The organism is Nocardia sp. NPDC059154 (assembly GCF_042755705.1).
Classification (GTDB): domain Bacteria; phylum Actinomycetota; class Actinomycetes; order Mycobacteriales; family Mycobacteriaceae; genus Nocardia.
On the sequence record NZ_JBHZCS010000084.1, the window covers coordinates 17,260 to 42,369 of the forward strand.

The window sequence follows — 25,110 nt, forward strand, 5'->3', positions numbered from 1 at the left end:
TCGCCGCCATCTGTTCCCGGTGCCCGCTACGCCGTCGCGGCGGCGGTGGGCACTATGCCCGACAGACCGAGCGCGCGCTGGAATACCCTGTCGCGCAGCCCTGCCGGGATATGCGACAACAAGACCGCGAGTCGTGCATCGGATCCCGCTTCCGGCGGCTTCCGCGACGCTCGCGGAATCGGTGACATCGAGCGTGAGCTGGGTGATGCCGGTGGCGTCCAGGTCCGGTGTCGGGGTGCGGACCCCGGCGTAGACGTGGAATCCCTTGGCGGCCAAGGCCAGTGCGCAGGCACCCTTTCGTTGACCCTCACCACATAATCACACCCGGCTATCGCGCCCCGGACCCGCGAGCACGCCCTCGACCTCCGCCGACTCCGGAATCGAGGCACTGGCACCCAGTTTCGTCGTGGCCAGCGCCCCCGCGGTACAGGCCCAGGCCAGCGCGGAAGGGGGCCCCTCGTGCCAATGCGCGGCGAGCGCGCCGGTGAAGGTGTCGCCGGCACCGGTGGTGTCCACGACCTGCACGCGAATCCCCGGATGGGCGAGCTCGACACCGTCGGGACCGCGATAGCTCGCCCCCGCGCCGCCCAGCGTTGTGATGACGTGCGGCACGTCGGTGAGCGCAGAGGCCAGTCGAGCCGCCTCACCTTCATTGACAACCGCGACGTCGACCTCGGCCCACAACTCGTCCGGAAGCTCTTGCGCCGGTGAGGGATTCAGCACCACCGTGGTGCCATTGGCCCGCGCGTGCCGGGCGGCCGCGAGCACCGTGGGAATCGGAATTTCCAACTGGCACATGAGCACATCCGCGGCGGCGATCGTATCCAGGTCCGCCGTAGTAAGTTCCGTCATCCGCCCATTGGCGCCCGCCACCACGATGATGGTGTTCTCGCCATTCCGGTCCACCACGATCGTCGCGATCCCACTGGGCCCCTCGACCTCGCGCAGCCGTGAGACCCCAACCCCGGCCTCGTGCAACACCTTCCGCAGCGCGTCGGCGAACACATCCCCGCCGACCGCCCCCACGAACTCGACCTCGGCCCCCGCCCGCCGCGCCGCGATCGCCTGATTCGACCCCTTCCCACCCGGAACCAGCGCGAACCCGTCCCCGGCCACCGTCTCCCCGGCCTCCGGCCGCCGCCCCACGGTCGTCACCAGATCCATATTGATGCTGCCCACCACCGCAATTCGCGCCATGGTCCGGACCGTAGTGCAGGCGGCTCAGCCGAGGGCGGATTCGACGATGGACGTGGCCTCGGGGGTGACGGGGTCGAGGACGTCGTCGAAGTCGTGGTGTTTTTCGACGTAGGCCTTGACGAAGGGGCAGCTGGGGACGATGCGTTTGCCGGCGGCTCGGGTGGCGGTGAGGGCGGCGCCGATGAGTTTGGAGGCCAGGCCCTGACCGGCGAAGGCCTCGTCGATCTCGGTGTGGAAGAAGATGCGCTGGCGGCCTTGATCGACGTAGGCGGTCAGGCCGGCGCGGGTATCGCCGACCTTGATGGCGAAGTACTGGGGGACGGTGTCGGTGACCTGGGAGATGGTCGGCTCGGGCGCGGTCATGAGGGCTCGCTTCCAGTCGGGGTGGTGTGGTGGTCGGGTTCGAGGGGCGGGCTGGCGACGGCGGAGAAGGTGCGGCACTCCGGTTCACACGAGGGCGGGGCGGTGCGGAGGGCGTCGTCGCGGACGGTGAAGAAGGCCAGGGCGGCGGCCGCGATCATGAGGATGGCGCAGGTGAGGATGGCCAGGTGGAAGCCGTGGGCGAAGTCGGGCGGATGGGTGTACGCCGCGCCGGTGAGTCCTGCCAGGGGCGGAATGGCCGCCACGCCCAGCAGACCCGCGGCGCGGGCGACCGCATTGTTGACGCCGCTGGCCACGCCCGCATGGCGTTCGTCGGCGGTGGCGAGGACGGTCGCGGTCAGCGGCGCCACCGCCAGCGTCAGGCCGAAGCCGAAAACCAGTGCGGCGGGCAGCACATCGGCCAGGTAGGAGGTGTGGATGCCGATGCGGGCCATCAGCAGCATGCCCGTCGCGGCGAGCAGTACACCGACGGTGATCGGCCAGCGGGGTCCGATGCGCTGGGCCAGCGCGCCGGAGCGGGCCGAGAACAGCAGCATCAGAACGGTGACCGGCAGCATGGCCGTGCCCGCGGCGATCGGCGTGAATCCGGCCACCACCTGCAGGGTCAGCACCAGCAGGAAGAAGACCACGCTCATGGCCCCGTACATGACGAAGGTGACCACATTGATCGCGGTGAACTGCTTGGAGGCGAACACCACGACGGGCAGCATGGCGGCGGGATCCTGGCCGTCGCGCGACCGCCGCCGCTCCACTGCCACGAATCCCGTACCCGCGGCGACGCCCGCGATCGCGCTGCCCCACACCAGGATTCGACTCGTACCGTGCTCGGGCGCCATGGTCAGGGCGTAGGTGATCCCAGCCAGGCACAAGGCCGCCAGCACCGCGCCGAGCACGTCGAACCTCCCGTGCGCCTCGGCATCGCGGGTCTCGGGCACATGCCGGACCGTCACCGCCACCACCACAGCGGCCAGCGGAATATTGAGCAGGAACACCCACCGCCAGCCGGCCGCCTCCACCAGCCAGCCGCCCAGGAAGGGCCCGATGGCGCCGGCCACGCCACCCAGCCCGGACCAGGCCCCGACCGCGCGCGCCCGCTCCTCGGGCCGGAACGAGGCCTGAATGATGGCCAGTGAGCCGGGCGTCAGCAGCGCACCGCCCACACCCTGCAGGGCCCGTGCCGCGATGAGCATCGAAACGTCTTGCGCCGCACCGCACAATGCGGAGGCGATGGCGAACCACACCACCCCGATCAGGAACACCCGCCGCCGCCCGTACCGGTCACCCAGCGACCCGCCCAGCAGGATCAATCCGGCCAGCGTCAGCGTGTACGCGTTGACCGTCCACTGCAGTCCCGCCATCGATGCGCCGAACTCGTCACCGATCCGCGGCAGTGCCACATTCACGACGGTCGCGTCCAGCATGGCCATCCCCGAACCGAGGACGGTGGCCAGTAGAACCCATCGGCCGGTGCCCGAGGACAACCGGATGCTCGCGGTCATGCGCTCACGGTAACAACCTGCCCCCGACCGGCGGCAGATCGTCATCAGTAATCTGTCCTTATGACTGCTCCCACGACCACAGATCGGGACGCCGTCCGCGAGGTGGTGCACGACTCGGCGCGCCGGGCTCGGGTGGCGTCGCGGACGCTCGCTCAGCTCACCACCGCGCAGAAGGACGCCGCGCTGCACGCCGCGGCCGACGCGCTGCTCGCGGCCAAGGATGCGGTACTCGCCGCCAACACCGAGGACATCGAGATCGCCCGGGCGGGCGGCACCGCCGAGTCGCTGCTGGATCGGCTGCGGCTGACCGAGGCCCGCGTCGACGGCATCGCCTCGGGGCTGCGGCAGGTGGCCGGGCTGCCGGATCCGGTCGGCGACGTGGTGCGCGGGTCGACGTTGCCCAACGGTCTCGAAATCCGCCAGGTGCGGGTGCCGCTGGGCGTGGTGGGCATGGTGTACGAGGCGCGGCCGAATGTCACCGTCGACGCCTTCGGGCTGGCGCTGAAGTCGGGCAATGCGGCGCTGCTGCGCGGCTCGTCCTCGGCGGCGAAGTCCAATGCGGCATTGGTCCAGGTGCTGCGGGAAGCGCTTGCAGCGCAGGGGATTCCGTCCGACGCGGTGCAGCTGCTCCCGGCGGAGGACCGCTCCAGCGTCACCCACCTGATCCAGGCGCGCGGCCTGGTGGACGTGGTGATCCCGCGCGGCGGCGCGGGCCTGATCAATGCGGTGGTGCGCGATGCGCTGGTGCCGACCATCGAGACCGGCACCGGCAACTGCCACGTATTCGTCCACCGGGACGCCGATCTGGATATGGCCGAGTCGATCCTGATCAACGCCAAGACCCGCCGGCCCTCGGTGTGCAATACCGCCGAGACGGTGCTCATCGACCGGGCCATCGCCGAGACCGCGGTGCCGCGCATGATCAAGGCCCTCGAGGACAAGGGCGTCACCATCCACGGCGACCTGCCGGGCCTGGTGCCCGCCACCGACACCGACTGGGCCGACGAATATCTGTCCCTGGACATCGCTTTGAAGGTCGTCGAAGATCTCGACGCGGCCGTCGAGCACATCAACGAGTGGGGCACCGGCCACACCGAGGCCATCGTGACCGCCGATCTGAAGGCCGCCCGCGAGTTCACCGCTCGCGTCGACGCCGCCGCCGTCATGGTCAACGCTTCGACCGCCTTCACCGACGGCGAGCAGTTCGGATTCGGTGCGGAGATCGGCATTTCGACCCAGAAGCTGCACGCCCGCGGACCCATGGGCCTGCCCGAACTAACCTCCACCAAGTGGATTGTGTGGGGCGACGGGCAGATTCGCCCCGTCTAGCACCCGCTGGATACGAAAGGACCGCCGTGGCTCCCACCACCGCACCCAACCAGGAGCCGATCTTCTCGTCGGTCGACGATGTGATCGAGCGGCTGGCCCGCACCGGCTACCTGGCCGACAAGGCCACCGCCACTTCGGTTTTCCTCGCCGACCGGCTCGGCAAGCCGCTGCTCATCGAGGGACCGGCCGGTGTCGGCAAGACCGAGCTGTCCAAGGCCGTCGCGCAGGTCGCGGGTGCGGAACTGGTGCGGCTGCAGTGCTACGAGGGCGTGGACGAGGCGCGGGCGCTCTACGAGTGGAACCACGCCAAGCAGATCCTGCGCATCCAGGCGTCCTCGGAGAACGACTGGGCCGAAACCAAGGCCGACGTCTTCACCGAGGAGTTCCTGCTGGAACGCCCGCTGCTCACCGCCATCCGGCGCGACGAGCCGACCGTGCTGCTCATCGACGAGACCGACAAGGCCGACGTCGAGATCGAGGGCCTGCTGCTGGAGGTGCTGAGCGACTTCTCGGTCACCGTGCCGGAACTGGGCACCATCAGTGCGACCCGCAAGCCGTTCGTGGTGCTCACCTCCAATGCCACCCGCGAGCTGTCCGAGGCGCTCAAGCGGCGCTGCCTCTACCTGCACATCGACTTCCCGGACGAGGAGCTCGAGCGCCGCATCCTGGCCAGCCGGGTGCCGGAGCTGAAGCCCGCGGTGGCGGCGCAGCTGGTGCGGATCGTGCACGTGCTGCGCGGCATGCAGCTCAAGAAGCTGCCGTCGGTCGCGGAGTCCATCGACTGGGCGCGCACGCTCCTGGCCTTGGGCGCAAAGGATCTCGACGACAAGACCGTGCGGGCCACGCTCGGAGTGGTGCTGAAACACCAGGCCGATCACGTGCGTGCGCAGTCCGAGCTGAAGCTGGCCTGATCGTGGCCGGGGCGTCGGAGCCCTCGAAGGGCAAAGAGAACTCGCCGCGCGGGCTGGTTTCCGCCGCCATGCGGGCGATCTCGGGCGGTACGCCGGCCAAGCCGGTGCAGGTGTCGGGACCGACGGCCGAACACGGCCTGCCCGGGCATCTGGTCGGCTTCGTGGAGGCGTTGCGCGGCCGGGGAATTCCGGTCGGGCCGTCCGAAACCGTGGACGCCGGACAGGTTCTCACCGTCCTGGACCTCATGGACCGGGAGGCGCTGCGCGAGGGCCTGGCCTGCGCGCTGCTGCGCCGCACCACCCAGCGCGCCACCTTCGACGGCATGTTCGACCTGTGGTTCCCGGCCGCGCTGGGGGAGCGGATCGGGGCCGAAGAGGTGGAGCTGCCGATCAAACCGGACGGCTCGGTCGACATCCTCGAACTGCGGAAGATGCTGGCGGAGTTGCTGATCCAGGACCCGTCGGGTGAGCAGGCGCAGCAATTGCAGGCGCTGGCCGCGCAGATGGTCGACCAGATGGGCCAGTACCAGGCGGCGGGCGGGCCGTCCTTCTCCGCCTACCAGACGCTGAAGGATCTCCAGCCGGAACTGCTGGTGAGCAGGATTCTCGCCGGTCTCGCCCAGGGCATGGACAATTCCGACTTCGACAGCGAGATCGCCCGCCGCACGGCCCGCGGCCGGATCAAGGACTTCCGCAGCACCGTCGAAGCCGAGACCCGCCGCCGGGTCGCCGAGCGCATCGGCCGCGAGCGCGTCGCCACCTACGGCGTCGCCCGGCAGGCCGAGGACGCCGACTTCCTGCGCATCTCCCAGGCCGAACTCGACGAACTGCGCCGCAGCAGCCAGCGCCTGGCCCGGGTCCTGGCCTCCCGCCTGGCCGCGCGCCGCCGCCGCGCCCGCCGCGGCGAGATCGATCTGCGCAAGACCATGCGCAAATCCATGTCCACCGGAGGCGTCCCGGTGAATCTCGTCACTCGCAAGCCGCGTCCCGGCCGCCCCGATCTCGTCCTGCTGTGCGACATCTCGGGCTCGGTTGCGGGCTTCTCCAGCTTCACCATGCTGCTGGTGAACGCCCTGCGCGAGCAGTTCTCCCGGGTCCGCATCTTCGCCTTCGTGGACCGCGTCGACGAGGTCACCCAGCTGTTCGACGCGGCCACCCCGCTGGATCAGCTGACCCGCCGCATCTTCACCGAAGCCGAGGTCGTCGGCATCGAGGGCCACTCCGACTACGGCTCGGCCCTGGAGGGTTTCGCCGAGCGGTTCCCCGACGCCGTCACCAGCCGCACCTCCCTGCTCATTCTCGGCGACGCCCGCACCAACTACCGGGACCCGGCGCTGGACACCCTCCGGCAGCTGGTCGACACCGCCAAGCACGCCTACTGGCTCAACCCCGAGGCCGAGAAGATGTGGGGCACCGGCGATTCCGCCGCCGACCGCTACGCCGACATCATCGAGATGCACGAATGCCGTTCGGCCCGCCAGCTGACCGCCCTCGTGGGCCGCCTGCTGCCGGTCTGAATCCGGATGGCCGGCCGGCTGAGCCCCGCCGGTGCGGGGGCGGCGCAATCGCCCCCGGTAAGCTCGCTTTTCGTGCATACGAACGGCCGCCGCAAGCTGGGCGTGATGGGTGGCACCTTCGACCCCATCCACCACGGGCACCTGGTCGCGGCCAGTGAGGTCGCGAATCGGTTCGACCTGGACGAGGTGATTTTCGTACCGACCGGTCAGCCGTGGCAGAAGGGTGATCGCGCGGTCAGCCCGGCCGAGGACCGGTATCTGATGACGGTCATCGCGACCGCGTCCAATCCCCGGTTCCAGGTGAGCCGCGTCGACGTGGACCGCGGCAAGGAGACCTACACCGTCGACACCCTGCGCGACCTGGCCGAACTCCACCCGGACGCGGATCTGTACTTCATCACCGGAGCGGACGCGCTGGCCAGCATCCTGACGTGGCAGGATTGGTCGGAACTGTTCGAGCTGGCGAAATTCGTCGGCGTGACCCGTCCGGGCTACGAATTGAATATCGACCATCTCGCCGACCACCTCCGCGACTACCCGGAGGGCACGGTCACGATGATCGAGATTCCGGCCCTGGCCATCTCGTCGAGCGAATGTCGGCGGCGGGCGGCGGAGGGCCGGCCAGTCTGGTACCTCGTCCCGGACGGGGTCGTCCAATACATATCGAAACGGCACCTGTACGTGCCGCAAGACAGTGCATGGTGAAAGTGCGCAGGGAAGAGGTATCAGGGTGACAGCATCGGCAGAAGCGGTCTCGATGGCGACGGTGGCCGCACGGGCCGCCGACGAGAAACTGGCCGCCGACGTGGTCGTGCTGGATGTCTCCGAGCAGCTGGTCATCACCGACTGCTTCGTCATCGCGTCCGCGCCCAACGAGCGCCAGGTCAACGCGATCGTCGACAATATCGAGGACAAGCTGCGCGAGGCCGGATACAAGCCGGTGCGCCGCGAGGGCACCCGTGAGGGCCGCTGGGCGCTGCTGGACTACGTCGAGATCGTGGTCCACGTCCAGCACGAGGACGAACGCGACTTCTACGGCCTCGAGCGCCTGTGGAAGGACTGCCCGGCGGTGCCGGTCGACGGCATCGGCGATCCGCGCGCGACGACCGAGGAAGACAAGGGCGGGGACGACGAGTGAGCAAGATGGCCGGCGTCCGCCGGTTGATTCTGCTGCGGCACGGACAGACCGAATGGAACGCCGGCGACCGCATGCAGGGCCAGATCGACACCGAACTCGATGACATCGGCAGACGGCAGGCCAAGGACTGCGCGCCCGACATGGCGACCAGCGACCTGATCGCCATCGTCTCCTCCGATCTCAAGCGCGCCCACGACACCGCGCTCGCCGTCGCCGAATGCGCGGCCATGCCGGTCGTCACCGACGAGCGCTTGCGCGAGACCAACCTCGGGGACTGGGAGGGCCTGGACCACCACCAGGTCGACGCCGAGTACCCGGGCGCCCGCAAGGCGTGGCGGCTCGATGCCCGCTTCACCCCGCCCGGCGGCGAATCCAAGCTCGAGGTGGGCGCGCGAGCACTGCCCGTGGTGACGGAACTCTTCGCCGCGCGGGAGGACTGGCCCGGCCGTACCATCATGCTGGTTGCGCACGGCGGGCTGATCGCGGCGCTGACCGCGGCCCTGCTCGACCTGCCCGAGGCGAACTGGCCGGCCCTGGGCGGCCTGGCCAATACCAGCTGGGTGCAGCTGACCAGCCACGGTCCCGGCGTCGACAAGCCCGGCTGGCGCCTGGATGTGTGGAACGCGGTCGCGAAGGTAGCCCCTGATGTCCTCTGAGAGTTCGAACGCCCAACCGGCGCAGGACGGTTCGCCGCAGCGCAAGGTGCTGGTGGTGGTGGCGGACTCGCTGTCCTACTTCGGTCCCAAGGGCGGGCTGCCCGCCGACCATCCCGGCATCTGGCCCAATCTCGTTGCCGCCGAGCTGGACTGGGACGTCGAACTGGTGGCCCGCATCGGCTGGACCTGCCGTGACGCCTACTGGGCGCTGATCGGCGACCCGCGCATCTGGGCCGCGGTGCCGCGGGCCGGGGCCGTGGTGTTCGCGACCGGCGGCATGGACTCGCTGCCCTCGCCACTGCCGACCGCGCTGCGCGAGCTGATCCGCTATGTGCGGCCGTCCTCGGTGCGCCGGCGGGTGCGCGACGCCTACAACTGGGTGCAGCCCAGGCTGTCCCCGCTGGGCTGGCCGGTGGCGCTGCCGCCCGCGGTGAGCGTCGACTACCTGGAGCAGTCGCGGCACTCGCTGGCCCAGCTGCGGCCCGAGCTGCCGTTCGTGGCGGTGCTGCCCTCGGTGCACAGGTGCGAGGCCTACGCCGGGGTGCACACCGGGCGCGAGCCCATGGTGCGGGCCGTGTCGGCCTGGGCCGCCGAGCACGCGGTGCCGCTGGTGGATCTCGGTGACGCCGTGCGCGACAACGTGTTCAACGGCCCCGCCAACCCGGACGGCATCCACTGGGGCTGGGAGGGCCACAGCGCGGTCGCGCGGGCCATGGTGAAGGTGCTGACCGAGGCCACGGCCGACGAGGTACACACTGCATGACCGTGGTGGTGGTGACCGACTCGTCGGCCAGCCTGCCGGCCGGCCTCACGGCTGATCTTGGTGTGCTGGCCGTGCCGCTGCACGTGCTGGTCGACGATCGCGAGATTCGGGAGGGGATCGACGACTGCGACATCGACTACGGCTCCTCCCAGGTCACCACCTCGGCCGCCTCGCCGGGTGATCTGCGCAGCGTCTACGAGCGGGCCCTGGAGCTGTCCGACGGCGACGGCGTAGTGGCCGTGCACATCTCGCGGCAGCTGTCGGGCACCTGGGAGGCCGGGCGGCAGGCCGTGCGGGACATGGATGCCGCCGATCGGATCCGGCTGGTGGACTCGCTGAGCGCCGGGCTGGGGACCGGGCTGCCGGTGCTGGCGGCGGCGCGCCGGGCACGGGCGGGCGAGCCGCTCGATGTCGTGTACGACTCGGCGGTGGCGGCGGCCAGCCGCGGGCGCGCGTTCATCGTCGTCAACCGGACCGAGCAGCTGCGGCGCGGCGGGCGGCTGAGCACGGCCGCGGCGTTCTTCGGCACCGAGCTGGTCACCAAACCGATCATCCAGATCGTGAACGGGCGGCTGGAACTGCGCGAGAAGGCCCGCACGCGCTCCAAGGCGTTCACCAAACTCGTTGCGGCCGTAGTGGATGCGGCCGGCGAGGACGGGGCGGCGGTCGCGGTCCAGCATCTCGGGGCCGAGGAGGCCGCCAACACCATCGCCGGTCAGCTGCGGGATCTGATTCCCGGTATCCGGGAGGTCATCATCGCCGAATTCGGCCCCACCCTGGGGGTGCACCTGGGCGTGGGCGCGGTCGGCGCGCTGGTGGTTCCGGGCGGCTGCGGCTAGTGGAAACGGCGTTGTCCACAACGTGATTCGCTATCCACAGGTCGGCTGAAAGCCCAGGTCGCGTGGGCGGCCGGGGTCGTCGTCGCTCCTACCGTGAGCTGCATGCCACGACTCGACGAACTCACCCCGCTGCAGCGCCTCAACGCCCGCACCGCCGCCGACCCACGCCCCGGCCCGGCCGAGGTCACCGCCGATCCGGCGGAATTCGCCTCCGGCCGTCCACATCCCGGCCGTTGGGACGAGGACTCGCTCGACCAGCTCATCGACCCTGATCGCCGGGGCGCTGATCGGCATCCCGGCGGATCCTCGCCCGACTGGCTGTCCGAGCCCTGCGGCAGCGTGTCCCTGTGGCACGAACGACTGGTCCCCGAACGTTTCCGCGGCACCCGCTGGGATCCGGGCCCGCGCGGTGTCCTCGTCATCGCCGCCCTCGGCATTCTGGCCATCCTTTTCGCCGGCTACGTCACCCTGCGCGAAAAGCCTGTCTCCCAACCGGTCCCGCCCATCGCCGCGCTCAGCGAAACCGCGCCCGCCGACCAGGATGGTGCCGCACCCGAAGCCGCCGCTTCCGCCGCGACGGTCACAGCCACGCCCGTGCCGGGCGTGGCCCAGCCGCCCGCGTCGCGGCCCGCCGCCTCGCAGCCGGATCGAATCCCGCTCGCTACCACGGCAACCGGCGCTCCGGGGGCTGCCGCCGCCCCCGGCGAGCTTGTCGTCAGCGTCGTCGGTCTCGTCGAGCACGGCGGGCTCCGCCGCTTCCCCGCCGGAGCCCGGATAGCCGACGCCCTCCGCGTCGCCGCTCCCCGTCCCGAAGCCGACCTCTCCACCCTCAACCTCGCCCAGCCCCTCACCGACGGCGATCAGATCATCGTCGGCCGCACCACACCCCGCCCCACCACCCAGCAGGTCGGCACCACCATCGTGAATTCCGCCCACCCCCCGGCGAACTCACCCCCATCCTCCGGCCCGCCCCGCTCCACCGCCCTCCCCGCGAAGGTGAACCTCAACACCGCCACCGAATCCGACCTCGACACCCTCCCCGGCGTAGGCCCCGTCACCGCCCGCGCCATCCTGACCTGGCGCACCCGCCACGGCCGCTTCACCTCCATCGACCAACTCTCCGAAATCGAGGGCATAGGCCACTCCCGCCTCAACCGCCTCCGCGACCGGGTGACGATATGACCACCGTGAATTGCCTTGCCGCGCACCAGTACGTTCGCACCGGTTGCCGGAAAGCCGAATCGGAGGGCGTGAGCACGACTCGGACAGCGAGGCGTGCGGGCGCTCATCGGGGCCGGCAGGCGACGGCCTGCGCCGAGCAGGGCAGTCGCGCAGAGTTGCTGGGGCGCAACGATCGCGCCGCCGGTGGACAATCGGCACCCGGAAGTGGAATGGCGCCGGTAGCGAAGCTGCGGTCAGAGCCGGGGCGGTGGCGATGACAGCGGGGGCGACCGACCGCGTCGATGCCGGGGATCGCGGGCCCGTCGAAATACCCGAGGTGCTGGATGCGCGACTGGTTCCGGCGGCGGTATGTGGTTGGGGCGCGACGGTGGCGCCGCTGGTGGCGGGGTGGCGGGCCGGGGTCGGGGTAGCGGCCGGGTGTGGGCTGGTGGGGATGTGTGTGGCGGCGTGGGCGATTCGGCGGGTGCGGGCGGGGCGGGGGAGTGGGGTGGCGTGGGTGGTGCTGGGGGCCTTGGTGATCGGGGCGGGGTTCGGGGTGGCGGGGGCGTGGCATGCGCATCGGGTGCAGACGCATCCGTTGCGGGCGGTGCGGGCCGGGCAGCGGCTGGTCGCGGTCGTGGAGCTGACCGATGATCCGAAGCGGGTGTCCGCCAGGCCGTTCGGCGGGCCGAAGGTGATGGTGCGGGCCGGGCTGGTGGATTACCGGTTGGGTGGACGGATTGTGCATTCCGGCGGATCGGTGCTGGTGATGGCGCCTGCGGCCGGGTGGCGGACCCTGCTGCCCGGCCAGCGGGTGGAATTCCGTGCCCGCGTGGCCCGTCCGTGGCGTCCGGACATGACGGTCGCCATCCTGCGGGCGGAGGCCGCTCCCACCTCGGTGAGCACCCCGCCCTGGTGGCAGCGCCTCGCCGGACAGGTGCGCGGCGACTTCGCGACCTCCGCCCACCGCGCGCTCTCCGACGATGCCGCCGGCCTGCTCCCGGGCCTGGTCATCGGCGACACCTCGACCCTCACCGACCACGTCCAGGAGAACTTCCGTGAGTCCGATTTGACGCACTTGACAGCTGTCAGCGGGGCCAATGTGACGATTTTGCTTGGGGCCGTGCTGGTTTCGATGCGCACCCTCACGGTGGATCCACGGGTCGGCGCGGTGGCCGCGGGTGCGGCTCTGGTCATGTTCGTGATCCTGGCCCGCCCATCGCCCAGTGTCCTGCGTGCCGCCGTCATGGGAGCCATTGCGCTGCTGGCTCTCTGCACGGGCCGCCGTAAGCAGGCCCTACCCGCCCTGTGCGCCGCCATCATCGGATTGCTGGCCTGGTCACCGGGTCTCGCGGTGGACGCGGGATTCGCCCTGTCGGTGCTGGCCACCGCGGGACTGATCGTGATCGCCCCGGGCTGGTCGGATTGGCTTCGCGCCCATGGCTGGTGGCGGATCCCCGCCGACTCCTTCGCGGTGGCGGCCGCGGCCTTCGTGGTCACCACGCCGCTGGTGATCGCCATGACCGGCCACCTCAGCCTGGTCGCGATCGTGGTGAACATGCTGGTCGAACCGGTGATCGCGCCCATCACCATCCTCGGCGCGCTGGGTGCGCTGCTCGCCTGCGTGTGGTCGCCTCTCGCTGCGGCGGTCATGCACTGCACCGCACCGCCACTGTGGTGGCTGCTCACGGTCTCCGACCGAGCCGCCGCCCTGGGAGCCTCGGTCTCACTACCGACCGGTCTGCGTTCAGGTCTGGTCGCAACGGTGGTGTGCGCCTTGGTGATCGCGGCTCTGCGCCCTGGCCGCTCGCGGGCGGATCCGGACGCCGTGACGGGATCGGTGCCGCCTCGGCCGGGTCGAGACGAGGACTCGCCGTCCGGCTAGAGGGAGTTCAGGAACTCGTTGACGGCGTCGGCGAAACCAGCGGGGTCGTTCGCGTAGACGAAGTGGTCGGTATCGAGTTCGACCACGCGGGTGCCCGGGCGCCGGTCACGCATGGCCTCGGCCATGTCGGCGGGGATGACGCCGTGCGCGGCACGGATGAGCAGGGCCGGGCAGGTGCCGGCGACCCAGTCCGACCAGTGGTCGCCGTGCACCAGGTCTTCGGAGGCGACGATGTCGAGGGGGTGGAAGGGCAGGCTCCAGGAGCCGTCGGCACGCTCGCGAACCAGCGCCCCGAAGTGCGCGGCCATCGGGCCCATGGCCTCGATCAGCTGCTCACGGGTCGCCGCTTCGTAGGGGAGGCCGGCCACGAAGCCCAGCGGGTTGTGGCCGTCGAGGCCGAGCGCGGCGGGTGCGTCGATATCGATGATCGCCGCCACCCGCTCCGGGTGGCGGGCCGCGAACTGGTAGGCGTTGATGCCGCCGAGCGAATGGCCCAGCAGCACAGCGCGTTCCAGGCCGAGGTGGTCGAGCAGGGCCAGGATGTCGGCGAGGTAGCCGTCGCGGCTGTAGTCGGCGGCGCGATCGGAGTGGCCGTGGCCGCGCTGGTCGAGCGCGACGAGCCGCCACCCCGCGGACAGCCGCGTGGCAAGGTCGGCGAAGCTCTCGCCGTCGGACATGTGCCCGTGCAGCGCGATGACGGTCCGGCCCGTACCCCCGAAATCCACGTAGGACAGTCCGCGGCCGTCGATGTCGAAGCTGGTGCGGGTGGCGGTGCGTGTGGTCATTGTCTGCTCCGATCCTTGTTCCGGTGTGCTGAGCATGACCCTAACCGATGATTAGACATTTGTGCAAGACGTATGAGTAATACATATGTGTCACACGTTTGTGTGCCGGTGCTGACCGGGTGCGGGATGCATGGGTTGTCGGAGCGGGCTCGTAGGATCGGGGCGTGAACCAGCGACCCGCGCCCCTGCATCTCGTGCTCGGTGAAGAGGAATTGCTGATCGAGCGGGCGGTGGCGGGAATTACCGCGCAGGCCCGGGCCGGCTCGGCGGACGCTGATGCGCTGCCGGTGGATCGGCTCCGGGCGGGGGATGCCAGCACGGCGGAATTGGCTGAGCTGCTGAGTCCTTCGCTGTTCGCCGAGGATCGGGTGATCGTGCTGGAGTCGGCGGCCGACGCGGGCAAGGACGCGGTCGCGGTCATCCAGGATGCGGCGTCCGCGCCGCCCGAGGGCGTGGTGCTGGTGGTGCTGCACAGCGGGGGCGGGCGCGCCAAGGCGCTCGCGCCGGCCCTGCAGAAGCTGGGCGCGGTGGTGCACGACTGCGCGAAGCTGACCAAGGCGGGGGAGCGGGTCGAGTTCGTGCGCAACGAGTTCCGGGCCGCCAATGTGCGGGTGCCGGCGGACGTGGTGCAGGCCATCATCGAGGCCGTGGGCTCGGACCTGCGCGAACTCGCCGCCGCCAGTTCGCAATTGGCGGCCGACACCGGCGGCAAGGTGGATCTCGCGGCGGTGCGGCAGTACTACTCGGGCAAGGCCGAGGTGACCGGGTTCGATGTCGCCGATCTGGCCGTGTCGGGGGATCGGCCCGCTGCCATGGAGGCGCTGCGCTGGGCCATCGATCGCGGCGTCCCGGCGGTCCTGCTCGCGGACGCCCTCGCGGATTCGGTGCACACCATCGCCCGCGTCGGCTCGGCCGGGCGCGGCGACCCGTTCAAGATGGCGGGTGATCTGGGGATGCCGCCGTGGAAGGTGAAGAAGGCGCAGGGCCAGGCGCGCGGCTGGACCGGCGCGTCCATCGGGGCGGCGCTGCAGGTGGTGGCCGCGCTCAATGCCGACGTCAAGGGTCAGGCGGCCGACGCGGATTACGCACTGGAGCACGCGCTCTCGCGCATTCTGGACCTGCGCGAGAGCGCCTCGTAGCGGGAAGGCCCGGGACTACTCCGGCTTCCAGGTGATCTTGCCGCCCTGGAACTCCTGGGCCTTGCCGCCCTGGTAGTCGTACTCGTCGCTGGTCGGGTAGCCGTAGCGGCCGTTCTCGGCGCCATTGCGCACCCACTCGTCGCGGATCGAGCCCCAGACGACATGGGTCCCGGTCTTCTGGGTGGAGTAGACGGCCCCGCCCTCGAACAGCTGCTCGTGGGTGGTGGCGCTGTTGGTCTTGTTCTCATCGGCGATGGGGAAGCCCAGCGGGCTGCTCTCCCAGCCGACCGCGGAGTACTTGTCGCGGATCACACCGCTCACCACATGGGTGCCCGCACCCACCGACCAGTAGATCGAGCCGCCCTGGAAGTGCTGGAAGCGGCCGGGCTTCGAGGTCTGCCCCTCGTCCACTACCGGGTACTTCAGCGCGCCCGACTCCGCACCCGCGCCCTTCCACTTGTCGCGGATGGCGCCGCCGATGGCGTGCGCATCGGTAGCCGGGGTCCAGTAGATGGAGACGTTGTTGACGAAGTCCTGCTTCTTGCCGCCGCCCGCGGCGTCGGTCTCCGGAGTGGTGGGATCACCGAAGAAGTCCGGTCCGCCCGCGCCGTCGTATTCGACCTCGATGGCCCCGCCCACCTCGAACGGGCCGATGGGACGCGCGGCTGCCACCCCCATTCCGGTGGTCAGCGCGACCGCGGCCACGCTGACGGCCAGCGTGCCCCGGGTCCAGGACGAACGGTTGTCACGACGCAGCGTTGCCAAGAGATCTCTCCCAGTGCAGGTTTACAGGTAGCCCCCGACGGTTCGCGGCCATCCTGCTGCCAACCGCGCGTTCGCGCAAGTCTCCAGCTCCGGACACGACAAAAGCCGCCGCGGTCTTCGTGGCCACGGCGGCTGTGAGCAGCATGATGCCGGTAGGTGTACCGGGCGGAATCAGCCGAGCTTGTTGAAAGCCAGCGACAGGGCCGACTTCTTGTTGGCGGCCTGGTTGGTGTGGATGACGCCCTTGGAGGCGGCCTTGTCCAGGCTCTTGCTCGCGGACTGCATCAGCTCGAGCGCCTTGTCCTTCTCGCCCGCCGCAGCGGCCTCGCGGAACTTGCGGATCGAGGTGCGCAGCGCGGACTTCACCGACTGGTTGCGCTGGCGCGCAAGCTCGTTGGTGCGGATCCGCTTCATCTGGGACTTGATGTTGGCCACGCCGGTTTCCTCGTGTTCCTTCACTTGGTGGTGTATGCGGGATGCAAAGTCTTCGGGCGCGCACTACGAGAGGGGCAGTTGCAGCGCCGACAGTCGAGGTTACCAGGCGACGCGGCGAGGTATGAAATCGAGCCTGTCCGCTATCTGGTCGAAACCAGAAATTTATCGCCGTCCAACTGCGTGTTGCCCCTGCGTGATGGACTATTTTTGCATGACCCCCGCCGCACCCGCACCGGGTCTCTCCAGAGTAGACAGATCCACCGCGTCAGCCTCCGCCGCGCTCGCTCCTTCCGGACTGGAACGCGAAAAATCGGATAAATCAGGCGTCTTCGCGGGGTATCAACCGGGCCGCTACGACCGTGCCTATGACGAGATGTTCGATTCCGCGGGCCGCCCGCGGGCGCCCTACCGGGGGATATTCAACGCCCTGGCCACCATCGACGCCGAGGATCTGGCCGCCCGCGCCGAGGCGCTGGACCGCGCATTCGTCGATCAGGGCATCACCTTCTCGCTCTCCGGTCAGGAGCGGCCGTTCCCGCTAGACCTGGTGCCGCGGGTGATCGCCGCCGGCGAATGGACCAAACTCGAACGCGGCATCAGGCAGCGGGTGCGCGCGCTCGAGGCCTTCCTCGCCGACGTCTACGGCGAGCAGACCATCCTGCGCGACCGCGTGATTCCGAAACGGCTGGTGACCTCCTGCGCGCACTTCCACCGCGAGGCCGCCGGCCTGGTGCCGCCCAATGGCGTGCGCATCCACGTGGCCGGGATCGACCTGGTGCGCGACGAGCACGGGGATTTCCGTGTGCTGGAAGACAATCTGCGCTCGCCCTCGGGCGTGTCCTACGTCATGGAGAACCGGCGCACCATGGCGCGCGTGTTCCCCGACCTGTTCGCCTCGCACCGGGTGCGCGCCGTCGGCGACTATCCGACCCACCTGCTGCGCGCCCTGCGCGCCGCCGCCGCGCCCAACGAGGCCGACCCGACCGTGGTGGTGCTCACCCCCGGCGTCCACAACTCCGCCTACTTCGAGCATTCGCTGCTGGCCCGGCAGATGGGCGTGGAACTGGTCGAGGGCCGGGACCTGTTCTGCCGCGACAATGTCGTCTATATGCGCACCACCGCGGGGGAGCGGCAGGTGGATGTCATCTATCGGCGCATCGACGACGACTTCCTCGATCCCATGCAGTTCCGCCCGGACTCCATGCTCGGGGTGGCCGGGATCCTGAACGCGGCCCGCGCGGGCACCGTGGTGCTGGCCAATGCCGTCGGCAACGGGGTCGGCGACGACAAGCTCGTCTATACCTATGTGCCCGCGTTCATCGAGTACTACCTGGGTGAGAAACCGATCCTGCCCAATGTGGACTCCTACCGCTGCTGGGAACCGGCCGAACGCGAGGAGGTGCTGGACCGGGTGGCGGAACTGGTGGTCAAACCGGTGGAGGGATCCGGCGGCTACGGCATCGTGATCGGCCCGGCGGCCGGCACCCGGGAGCTGGAGGCGACCCGGCGCAAGGTGCGGGCCAATCCGCGCGGCTGGATCGCGCAGCCGGTGGTGCAGCTGTCCACGGTGCCGAGCAAGATCGACGGGCGGCTCGCGCCCCGGCACGTGGACCTGCGTCCGTTCGCGGTCAACGACGGCGACGACATCTGGGTGCTGCCCGGCGGGCTGACCCGGGTGGCGCTGCCCGCGAACTCGCTGGTGGTGAATTCCAGTCAAGGGGGCGGGAGCAAGGACACCTGGGTGCTCGCACCCAGAACCTCTGTGGCGCAACGGGAATTGGCGGGTTCGCAGCTGGTCGGCGAACTGCAGATCGCCCCGGAACGCGACCAGTCGCGGGATGTCTCTTCCGCGCGGACCCATCAGCAACAACAGTAGTAAATCGAGAACATCGGCAGCAATGGCGCTCGGCAGGTGGTTACAGCGTTAGGTGGTCGGATCATGTTGGCGCGCAATGCCGAATCCCTCTTCTGGATCGGGCGCTACGTCGAGCGAGCCGAATATACGGCGCGCATTCTCGATGTCGCGGTCCATCAGCTGTTGGAGGACGCCACGGTCGATCCGGACCGAACCTCCCGCGTGCTGCTGCGGGTACTGGGCATCGAGCCGCCCGAAGAGGACCGGGAACTGGATGTGTGGTCGGTGACCGAGCTGGTGGCCTTCGGCCGCGACGGCGGCTCCATCGTCGATTCCATCAGCCGGGCGCGTGAGAATGCCCGGGGCGCACGGGAAGTCACCTCCACCGAGATGTGGGAGTGCCTCAATGCCACTTTCAACGGGCTGGCGGCGGCCGAGCGGGCGGCGCGGGCGCTGGGGCCGCACGAGTTCTGCCACTACATCACCGATCGCGCCGCCATGTTCGCCGGACTCTCCGATTCCACCCTGAGCCGCGACGACGGTTATCGATTCCTGCTGCTGGGCAGATCCATCGAACGCGTGGATATGACTGTGCGTCTGTTGCATTCGCGCGCCGGTGACCGCACCTCCTCGCCGGCCTGGGTGACGGTGCTGCGTTCGGCGGGGGCCCACGACCCGTATCTGCGCACCCATCGCGGCGTGCTCGACGCCAATCAGATCGCGGAATTCATCCTGCTCGACCGCCTGTTCCCGCGGTCGGTATTCCATTCGCTGCGGGTGGCCGAAACGTGTCTGCAGGAATTGGATCAGCGCCCCAACAGCCGGTTCGCGGCGCGTCACGAAGCGCATCGCCTGCTCGGCCGGGCGCGCAGCGAACTGGAATTCCTGCCCTCGTCGGTGCTGCTGGAGGATCTGCCCAGCCGGCTGCTGTGGCTGCAGCAGACCTGCCGCGAGGTGGGGGAGGCCGTGGCGCTGCAGTACTTCCACGCCGAATCGTGGGTGGCGTGGACGGGGCTGCACGGTCGCGGCGCGGACCGGGTCGAGGAGATGGCGTGAACAGTCAGGCCTGGAGGCGGAAGCGCAGTGTAACCACGGAAGGCCCTGTTCACGCCAAGGAGGGCACAGCGTGAGCTGGCGGATGCGGGTGGTGCACACCACCGGATATGTGTACGACACACCGGTCACCCGGTCGTTCAACGAGGCTCGGCTCACCCCGCGCGCCGACAGCCGGCAGACCGTGATCCTCAATCGGGTCGACACCGTGCCGTCCACCCGGTCCTACCGCTACATCGACTACTGGGGAACGGCGGTGACCGCCTTCGACCTGCACGCCCCGCATACCGAGCTGGAGGTCACCAGCGCCTCGGTCGTCGAGACCGAGCCGTTCGCCGGGCCGCCCGAGGAGCTGGCCTGGGAGGAGCTGCGCGACGACGCCATTGCCGACCGCTTCGACGAACTGCTCGAACCCACCGTCTACGTCCCGCGCGAGAAGCGGCGGCTGGCCCCGGTGGCCCGGCAGCTGGCACGCGGCGTGTCGCCGGCGAAAGCGGTTGTCCGGGCCGCGGAATGGGTGCACCGGGAGATGAACTACCTGGCCGGGACCACCTCCGTGCACACCTCGGCGGTGCAGGCCTTCGCCGAACGGCAAGGCGTGTGCCAGGATTACGCGCACCTCACGCTGCTGCTGTTGCGCGGCATGGGGATTCCCAGCCGCTATGTGTCCGGCTACCTGCATCCGGACCCGTCCGCCGAGGTCGGCCACACCGTCGCGGGCCAGATGCACGCCTGGGTGGAGGCCTGGACCGGGCAGTGGTGGGGCTACGACCCGACCAACAACATCCCGGTCACCGAGCAACACGTATCAGTCGGGGTGGGGCGTGATTACGCGGATGTGCCCCCTCTCAAAGGTATCTTCAGCGGGAGCGGCTCGACCGATCTCGAGGTCGTAGTGGAGATAACTCGCCTGGCCTGAGGCGTTTTCGGCTCGCGCCGCCGGTTCTTGTCGGTGCGTTGTCCATGCCAGCGGAAGGTAGCCGATGTCCCCCACAGCTCAGGAAGTCGCCGAGGATCTCACCGATCTGACACCGCCCACCCTGGGGCGCAAGGTATTCGCCGAGGCATTGGGCACATTCGTGCTGGTCCTCGGTGGTGTCGGCACCGCGGTGCTGGCGGGGAGCCGGGTCGGCGCGCTCGGCATCGCACTGGCTTTCGGCCTGACCCTGCTGCTCCTGGTCTACTCCATCGGGCCCATCTCGGGTTGCCATGTGAACCCGGCGGTCACGGTCGGCCAGCTGCTGCTGGGCCGGGTGACCATCGTGGTGGCGGCGGCCTACTGGGTCGCGCAGATCATCGGCGGCCTGCTCGCGGGCACGGTCGTCTACGCCATCGCCAAGAACCTGCCGTCCTACGATCGCGCCAAGGACGGCCTGGCAGCGAACGGTTGGGGCGAGCACAGCCCGTCGAAGCTGGTGCTCGGTGACGTCACCACCAATGGCTACGGTCTTGCGGCGGCCATCACGGTCGAGGTGATCCTGACCGCGCTGCTGGTGTTCGTGGTGCTGGCCTCCACCGATCAGCTCTCCGACATTCCGCTGGCCGGGCTCTCGATCGGCTTCACGCTCGCCGTGATCCACCTGATCTCGATCCCGGTCGACAACACCTCGGTGAACCCGGCCCGCAGCCTGGCCGTCGCGTTCTATCAGGACGGCGCACCCGCGCAGCTGTGGGTGTTCATCGTCTTCCCGCTGATCGGCGGCGTTCTCGGGTCGCTGGTCTACGGCATGATCTACGGTCGCTCCCGCAATATGGTGAGCTGACCGTTCTCGGTCCCGAACCCCGCTCCGCCGGAGCGGGGTTCGCTCGTCTCCGGGATGGCGCTAGTGCCAGTGGTATTCGGCGCAGAGCCGGTGCGCCACCCGGTCGAATGTCTTGCGGGGGAGGATCGCACCCTCGCGGCGAATGCCCATCTCCGGGACATCCAGGACACGATCCAGCCGCACCCAGCTGTCGCGCTCCGCGCTGTCCCACGGGCCGGAGCCGATGCCCACCCAGTTGGGATGGTGCGCGTGTTCGGAATTCGAGGACAGCATGAGCCCGAGCAGCGTGTCGCCCTCGCGGCCGACCACCAGCACCGGGCGGTCCTTGCCGTTGTCCGGGTCCTCCTCGTAGGGGACCCAGGTCCACACGATCTCGCCGGGATCGGCCCGGCCGTCGAGCTGCGGGCTGTAGACGATGCGGCGCGCCCGTTCGTGCGACGGCACCCCCGCCGAGGATGTCGGCCGGACATTGACGCCCGGACCCTTGCGCGGCGTCCCCACCGCCTTCAGCGCACGATCCAACATCGTCGACTGCCGCACCCGCCCGATCAACTTCGGGGCCTGCTGCGTGACGAGCTGGGTGCCCTGCTCCTTAGCCACGATCCCCAACTGCTTCCCCAGAGCGTTCCACCTGCCGGCCATGCCCGGCAGCCTAACGGCGGACAACCGGAATCTCACCTGCACCGGATTCGCCTGCGCCTGAAGGTAGCTCACCTGCAGGTTCGCGGCCGTCTCGATTCTGGACTGCGGCTTGATAGACCTCCGCCTTGGAGCGGGGGAGCGAAGCGGAGGAGGGAAGAATCGAGACCTCGGGGCCGCGAACTCGCCGGAGCGGAGCGGAGGCCAAGAATGCAGCACCGTAGACTTCGGGGTTGACATGCCGCTGTTTCGCCATGCCGAGGAGTGACTCCGATTAGCAGCTTCGCCGACAAGACGTTCACCGATCCCAGCCGGATCAGGAACTTCTGCATCATCGCGCACATCGACCACGGGAAATCGACCCTGGCCGACCGCATGCTGCAACTCACCGGAGTGGTCGAGGAGCGGGCCATGCGCGCCCAGTACCTGGACCGCATGGATATCGAGCGTGAGCGCGGCATCACCATCAAGGCCCAGAACGTGCGGCTGCCGTGGCAGGTCGACGGCGAGGACTACGTCCTGCACCTGATCGACACCCCGGGACACGTCGACTTCACCTACGAGGTGTCGCGCGCGCTGGAGGCATGTGAGGGCGCGATCCTGCTCGTCGACGCGGCGCAGGGCATCGAGGCGCAGACCCTGGCCAATCTCTATCTGGCCATGGACAAGGACCTGACCATCATTCCGGTCCTGAACAAGATCGACCTCCCGGCGGCCGATCCGGACCGCTACGCCGCCGAGCTCGCCCACATCGTGGGCTGCGAGCCCGAGGACGTGCTGCGCGTTTCCGGCAAGACCGGTGTCGGCGTGGCCGAACTGCTCAATGAGGCGGTCCGTGTGGTGCCGCCGCCGGTCGGACAGGCCGACGCCCCGGCCCGCGCCATGATCTTCGACTCGGTCTACGACACCTACCGCGGCGTCGTCACCTATGTGCGCGTGGTGGACGGCAAGCTCGTCCCGCGCCAGAAGATCAAGATGATGTCCACCGGCGCGACGCATGAACTGCTCGAAATCGGCATCGTCTCACCCGAACCCAAGCCCACCCAGGGCCTCGGCGTCGGCGAGGTCGGCTACCTCATCACTGGCGTGAAGGACGTGCGTCAGTCCAAGGTCGGTGACACCATCACCACCGCCCGCGATGGCGCGACCGAGGCGCTGACCGGCTACCGCGAACCGCGGCCGATGGTCTACTCCGGTCTGTACCCGGTCGACGGGTCGGACTACCCGAACCTGCGCGATGCCCTGGACAAGCTGCAGCTCAACGACGCCGCGCTGACCTATGTGCCGGAAACCTCGGTCGCCCTGGGCTTCGGCTTCCGGTGCGGCTTCCTCGGCCTGCTGCACATGGAGATCACCCGCGAGCGGCTCGAGCGCGAGTTCGGCCTCGACCTGATCTCCACCGCCCCGAACGTGATCTACCGCGTGGTCATGGAGGACGGCACCGAGCACGTCGTCACCAACCCGTCGTACTGGCCCGAGGGCAAGGTGCGCGAGATCTACGAGCCCATCACCCGGTGCACCGTGATCGCGCCGAGCGAGTTCATCGGCACCATCATGGAGCTGTGCCAGTCCCGCCGCGGCGAACTGCTGGGCATGGACTACCTGTCGGAGACCCGCGTCGAGATGCGGTACACCCTGCCCATGGCCGAGATCATCTTCGACTTCTTCGACTCGCTGAAGTCGCGCACCCGCGGCTACGCCTCGCTCGACTACGAGGAGGCCGGCGAACAGCAGTCCGCATTGGTCAAGGTGGACATCCTGCTGCAGGGCGAGGCGGTCGACGCGTTCTCGGCCATCGTGCACAAGGACGCCGCCCAGGCCTACGGCCACAAGATGACCACCAAGCTGCGCGAGCTCATCCCGCGCCAGCAGTTCGAGGTGCCGATCCAGGCCGCCATCGGCTCGAAGGTCATTGCGCGCGAGAACATTCGGGCCATCCGCAAGGACGTGCTGGCCAAGTGCTACGGCGGTGACATCAGCCGTAAGCGCAAGCTGCTCGAGAAGCAGAAGGAAGGCAAGAAGCGTATGAAGACGATCGGCCGCGTCGAGGTGCCGCAGGAAGCCTTCGTGGCCGCGCTGTCCACGGATTCCGCCACGGACAAGAAGAAGTAGGAGAATCCCGGTCGGCCGGTCAGGCGCAAGGTTCGGTGTGCAGCCGAAAAATGGGTCTTCCGTACTGATATGCCGGGTGACAAGCTATGTGACGCACCGCTGAGCACACCGCCTCCGACCTGGTGGATGTGACAGACCGGTTATCCGGAAATAGGGTGTGAAACGAGTTTGGTTCAGCGGCCCGCACGGCGGGTCGCCGAAGCCCTGAGAGCGGAGCCCAGATGACGCGTGATCTGCCCTTCGACGATGCTGCCGGTGCCGGTGACGACGACGGAGACGCCGCCTACCGCATTGCCAACGGAGTCGCGCGCGTGGCCAGGGCAGGCGCGTACGTCACCGGTGGCGCGCTCATCGCCGCCGGCGGCAATCGCGGCGGCACCCCGGCCATCAACCACGACAGCAAGAACGTGGGCTGGTCGCAGGTCGAGGACCCGCAGCCGAATGTGCCGAGCCCGACCATCACCTTCCCCGACCTGACCGCGGATTCGGTGCTCTCGCACCACGGTCCGGCCGCCGCCGCGCCGGTGAACGGGCACTTCGGCCCGCTCGGCGACTACCAGCACGGCACCGACGCGGGCCTGTTCCCGTCGCTCGACGCGATCCCGGCCAACGACCCGGCGATCTCCGGCTTCCACGGCCTCGGCCTGCCCGACACCGACACCGGCGCGTCCGGCCTGCCGACCTATGGCCCGCGTCCCGGCTGGGGTCTGCCGCTCGACACCGAGCAGCAGTCGGAATCGGTTCCGGGACAGGCGCAACCGCAACTGCCGACGCTCGACCAGCAACAGCCGGGGATGCTGCCCGGCCTGCCGACCCTGCCGGGCACCGCGCTGCCCGGGATGGGTCTGCCCGGGCTCGGCCTGCCCGGCACCGATGCCATGCACCTGCCCGGCGCGGGCGGGGCGATGCACCTGCCCGGAATGAACGGCGCGTCGTTCGCGCCCAACGGGCAGACCGGCCTGCCCGACCACTCGGGGGCCTTCGACGGCGTCGGCGCCACCGGCGGCGACGGCGCCGGCATGTTCGTCGGCACCAACTGGGCCTTCGACGCGCACGTCGGGCTGGACGGCATGTGGTTCCACTCGAACCTGTCGGCCGATGTCGGCGTCGGCGCGGTCGGGCATCAGCTCGATGCCTTCGGTCAGCAACTGGGACAGGGGATTTCGCACATCCCGGCGAACACCACACTGCCCAACAACGGCGGCGCGCCCAGCCTGCCGGGTGCGGACAAGCCCAACAATATGGGCCAGCCATTCGGCTCCTCGAACTCGTCGGCCACCACCGGCAC

Annotated in this window: 23 protein-coding genes and 1 pseudogene; 17 read left to right on the plus strand and 7 right to left on the minus strand. The window is 69.4% G+C overall.

Features of this window, described 5'->3' with window-relative positions; all coding sequences use genetic code 11:
• Positions 1-318 precede the first annotated feature (318 nt).
• From ACFXN1_RS43990 to ACFXN1_RS44000, 3 genes are read right to left on the minus strand one after another with little or no spacing between them, the layout of a single operon-like run.
• Positions 319-1,197: a ribokinase gene (locus ACFXN1_RS43990; protein ID WP_379438897.1), complete on the minus strand. Its 879-nt coding sequence runs from the start codon at positions 1,195-1,197 to the stop codon at positions 319-321.
• 24 nt (positions 1,198-1,221) lie between these two features.
• Positions 1,222-1,560 (minus strand): GNAT family N-acetyltransferase, encoded by a 339-nt coding sequence (locus tag ACFXN1_RS43995; protein WP_379438899.1) that lies wholly within the window; start codon positions 1,558-1,560, stop codon positions 1,222-1,224.
• Positions 1,557-3,077 (minus strand): MFS transporter, encoded by a 1,521-nt coding sequence (locus ACFXN1_RS44000; RefSeq protein WP_379438900.1) that lies wholly within the window; start codon positions 3,075-3,077, stop codon positions 1,557-1,559. The genes ACFXN1_RS43995 and ACFXN1_RS44000 overlap by 4 nt, the downstream gene beginning before the upstream one ends.
• A gap of 60 nt (positions 3,078-3,137) precedes the next feature.
• On the opposite strand from ACFXN1_RS44000, the gene ACFXN1_RS44005 reads away from it, so the two are divergent.
• The 10 genes from ACFXN1_RS44005 to ACFXN1_RS44050 all read left to right on the plus strand — a co-directional run bounded on the left by ACFXN1_RS44005 (position 3,138) and on the right by ACFXN1_RS44050 (position 13,276).
• The gene (locus tag ACFXN1_RS44005; RefSeq protein ID WP_379438902.1) at positions 3,138-4,406 is read left to right on the plus strand and encodes a glutamate-5-semialdehyde dehydrogenase; all 1,269 of its coding nucleotides are present in this window, start codon (positions 3,138-3,140) and stop codon (positions 4,404-4,406) included.
• Between the two features lie 26 nt (positions 4,407-4,432).
• Positions 4,433-5,317 carry an AAA family ATPase gene (locus ACFXN1_RS44010; RefSeq protein ID WP_379382360.1) on the plus strand — a complete coding sequence of 295 codons (885 nt, stop codon included), beginning with the start codon at positions 4,433-4,435 and terminating at the stop codon, positions 5,315-5,317.
• A gap of 68 nt (positions 5,318-5,385) precedes the next feature.
• Positions 5,386-6,834 carry a VWA domain-containing protein gene (locus ACFXN1_RS44015; protein WP_379438941.1) on the plus strand — a complete coding sequence of 483 codons (1,449 nt, stop codon included), beginning with the start codon at positions 5,386-5,388 and terminating at the stop codon, positions 6,832-6,834.
• A gap of 72 nt (positions 6,835-6,906) precedes the next feature.
• Complete coding sequence (gene nadD / locus ACFXN1_RS44020; protein ID WP_379398830.1) at positions 6,907-7,539, plus strand: nicotinate-nucleotide adenylyltransferase; 633 nt, start codon at positions 6,907-6,909, stop codon at positions 7,537-7,539.
• Between the two features lie 25 nt (positions 7,540-7,564).
• Positions 7,565-7,972 (plus strand): ribosome silencing factor, encoded by a 408-nt coding sequence (gene rsfS / locus ACFXN1_RS44025; RefSeq protein ID WP_379382356.1) that lies wholly within the window; start codon positions 7,565-7,567, stop codon positions 7,970-7,972.
• A 5-nt stretch (positions 7,973-7,977) separates the two neighbouring features.
• The gene (locus tag ACFXN1_RS44030; protein WP_379399022.1) at positions 7,978-8,628 is read left to right on the plus strand and encodes a histidine phosphatase family protein; all 651 of its coding nucleotides are present in this window, start codon (positions 7,978-7,980) and stop codon (positions 8,626-8,628) included.
• Positions 8,618-9,391, plus strand: coding sequence for a diglucosylglycerate octanoyltransferase (octT, locus tag ACFXN1_RS44035; protein WP_379438903.1), 774 nt, complete (start codon positions 8,618-8,620; stop codon positions 9,389-9,391). Before ACFXN1_RS44030 ends, octT begins: the two co-directional genes overlap by 11 nt.
• Complete coding sequence (locus tag ACFXN1_RS44040; RefSeq protein WP_354835024.1) at positions 9,388-10,230, plus strand: DegV family protein; 843 nt, start codon at positions 9,388-9,390, stop codon at positions 10,228-10,230. The genes octT and ACFXN1_RS44040 overlap by 4 nt, the downstream gene beginning before the upstream one ends.
• Positions 10,231-10,332: 102 nt before the next feature.
• The gene (locus ACFXN1_RS44045; RefSeq protein WP_379398827.1) at positions 10,333-11,412 is read left to right on the plus strand and encodes a ComEA family DNA-binding protein; all 1,080 of its coding nucleotides are present in this window, start codon (positions 10,333-10,335) and stop codon (positions 11,410-11,412) included.
• 253 nt (positions 11,413-11,665) lie between these two features.
• Positions 11,666-13,276 (plus strand): ComEC/Rec2 family competence protein, encoded by a 1,611-nt coding sequence (locus tag ACFXN1_RS44050; protein ID WP_379398826.1) that lies wholly within the window; start codon positions 11,666-11,668, stop codon positions 13,274-13,276.
• Here ACFXN1_RS44050 and ACFXN1_RS44055 read toward each other — a convergent pair.
• Entirely contained in the window at positions 13,273-14,061 is a 789-nt protein-coding gene (locus ACFXN1_RS44055) for an alpha/beta fold hydrolase (RefSeq protein ID WP_379438904.1), read from the minus strand. The genes ACFXN1_RS44050 and ACFXN1_RS44055 overlap by 4 nt on opposite strands.
• Positions 14,062-14,225: 164 nt before the next feature.
• Here ACFXN1_RS44055 and holA point away from each other — a divergent pair, with 164 nt between their 5' ends.
• Positions 14,226-15,200: a DNA polymerase III subunit delta gene (holA, locus tag ACFXN1_RS44060; RefSeq protein WP_379438905.1), complete on the plus strand. Its 975-nt coding sequence runs from the start codon at positions 14,226-14,228 to the stop codon at positions 15,198-15,200.
• Between the two features lie 15 nt (positions 15,201-15,215).
• Here the strand turns inward: holA and ACFXN1_RS44065 are convergent, their stop codons facing one another.
• Together ACFXN1_RS44065 and rpsT are read right to left on the minus strand one after the other, a co-directional pair.
• Positions 15,216-15,965 carry an LGFP repeat-containing protein gene (locus ACFXN1_RS44065; RefSeq protein ID WP_379438907.1) on the minus strand — a complete coding sequence of 250 codons (750 nt, stop codon included), beginning with the start codon at positions 15,963-15,965 and terminating at the stop codon, positions 15,216-15,218.
• A 171-nt stretch (positions 15,966-16,136) separates the two neighbouring features.
• A complete protein-coding gene (gene rpsT, locus ACFXN1_RS44070; protein ID WP_379426268.1) occupies positions 16,137-16,400 on the minus strand; it encodes a 30S ribosomal protein S20 in 264 nt (87 codons plus the stop codon).
• Between the two features lie 211 nt (positions 16,401-16,611).
• Between rpsT and ACFXN1_RS44075 the strand changes: the two genes are divergently transcribed.
• The 4 genes from ACFXN1_RS44075 to ACFXN1_RS44090 all read left to right on the plus strand — a co-directional run bounded on the left by ACFXN1_RS44075 (position 16,612) and on the right by ACFXN1_RS44090 (position 21,071).
• Positions 16,612-18,276, plus strand: coding sequence for a circularly permuted type 2 ATP-grasp protein (locus tag ACFXN1_RS44075; RefSeq protein ID WP_379398823.1), 1,665 nt, complete (start codon positions 16,612-16,614; stop codon positions 18,274-18,276).
• Positions 18,277-18,339: 63 nt separating this feature from the next.
• The gene (locus ACFXN1_RS44080; protein WP_379382341.1) at positions 18,340-19,311 is read left to right on the plus strand and encodes an alpha-E domain-containing protein; all 972 of its coding nucleotides are present in this window, start codon (positions 18,340-18,342) and stop codon (positions 19,309-19,311) included.
• Between the two features lie 82 nt (positions 19,312-19,393).
• The gene (locus tag ACFXN1_RS44085) at positions 19,394-20,227 is read left to right on the plus strand and encodes a transglutaminase domain-containing protein (RefSeq protein WP_379399021.1); all 834 of its coding nucleotides are present in this window, start codon (positions 19,394-19,396) and stop codon (positions 20,225-20,227) included.
• A 64-nt stretch (positions 20,228-20,291) separates the two neighbouring features.
• Positions 20,292-21,071, plus strand: coding sequence for an aquaporin (locus ACFXN1_RS44090; RefSeq protein ID WP_379438908.1), 780 nt, complete (start codon positions 20,292-20,294; stop codon positions 21,069-21,071).
• A gap of 60 nt (positions 21,072-21,131) precedes the next feature.
• Here the strand turns inward: ACFXN1_RS44090 and ACFXN1_RS44095 are convergent, their stop codons facing one another.
• Positions 21,132-21,713, minus strand: coding sequence for a type II toxin-antitoxin system PemK/MazF family toxin (locus ACFXN1_RS44095; protein ID WP_379438910.1), 582 nt, complete (start codon positions 21,711-21,713; stop codon positions 21,132-21,134).
• Between the two features lie 261 nt (positions 21,714-21,974).
• Between ACFXN1_RS44095 and lepA the strand changes: the two genes are divergently transcribed.
• Together lepA and ACFXN1_RS44105 are read left to right on the plus strand one after the other, a co-directional pair.
• Complete coding sequence (gene lepA, locus ACFXN1_RS44100; protein ID WP_379382335.1) at positions 21,975-23,822, plus strand: translation elongation factor 4; 1,848 nt, start codon at positions 21,975-21,977, stop codon at positions 23,820-23,822.
• A gap of 221 nt (positions 23,823-24,043) precedes the next feature.
• Positions 24,044-25,110, plus strand: a pseudogene (locus ACFXN1_RS44105) (hypothetical protein); the annotation flags it as partial.